A 1,185-nucleotide genomic window follows, 5' to 3' on the forward strand; every position below is an offset into this window, starting at 1 on the left:
TGCCTTCATCAAGCCGGAACGGTGAAGGTCGTTGAAGCCTTCTTTTCGGCACTGGTCGGCAATTTCAATGGAGTTCCCTTCTTCCATAATGATGCGGGCAATGCCATCGGTGATTTTGACCACCTCATAGACCCCCACGCGCCCCTTGTACCCGTTTTTGCATTTTTCACAGCCTTGCGGCCCGTAAACAGTAAACCCGGTTGTGATGTCGTCTTCCGTGAAACCTATCTCAAGCAGAGATTGTTTCGGTATTTCCACAGCTGTTTTGCAGTGCTCACAAAGTCGCCGTGCGAGCCGCTGGGCAATAATCAGAATGACCGATGTGGCAATATTGAACGAGGGTACCCCCATATTGCGTAGGCGTGTCAGGGTTTCCGGTGCACTGTTGGTATGCAGGGTGGAAAGCACCAAGTGCCCGGTTTGCGCCGCTTTGACGGCAATATTCGCTGTTTCCAGATCCCGGATCTCACCTACCAGAATTACATCTGGATCCTGGCGCAGGAAAGCGCGAAGGGCAGAGGAGAACTCCATCCCCTGTTTGGGGTTGACGTTCACCTGGTTAACGCCTTCCAGGTTGATTTCTACCGGGTCTTCCGCCGTAGAAATATTGCGCTCTGGGGTGTTCAGGATATTCACCCCGGTATAGAGCGAGACGGTCTTCCCGGAACCGGTAGGCCCCGTGACAAGTATCATGCCTTGGGGTTTGTGCAGGGCGTCCAGATACATCTGTTTCTGGTTGTCTTCATAGCCCAGCGCTTCAATCCCCATTTTTGCGGATTCCGGGTCAAGAATCCGCAGTACAATCTTCTCCCCGAACAGGGTGGGGCAAGTGTTTACCCGGAAATCAATGGAGCGGGTTTTGGATATCTTCAGCTTCATGCGGCCGTCCTGCGGCACTCGGCGTTCGGAGATATCCATTCGCGACATGACCTTCAGACGAGCAGAAAGCTTGCTGGCAATGTTGATGGGGGGGGTGGAGACCGTTTGCAGGATGCCGTCTTGACGAAAGCGTACCCGATAGGATTTCTCATAAGGTTCAAAGTGCAAATCGGAGGCGCCACCTTTAATGGCATCCAGCAACAGCTTGTTGACGAAGCGTACAATGGGAGCGTCATCAGCTCCGGACTTGGTTTCATCGGTGGATTCTTCAGCTGCGCTGACGTTGAGGTCGTCGAGACCATCATC

General features: G+C 53.2%; 1 protein-coding gene. It reads right to left on the reverse strand.

Features of this window, described 5'->3' with window-relative positions; all coding sequences use genetic code 11:
* Nucleotides 1-1,185, reverse strand: a 1,185-nt coding sequence (gene pilB, locus A3754_RS16650; protein WP_063520598.1) for a type IV-A pilus assembly ATPase PilB, incomplete at both ends; no start/stop codon positions are given.

This window comes from Alcanivorax sp. HI0083, from assembly GCF_001635175.1.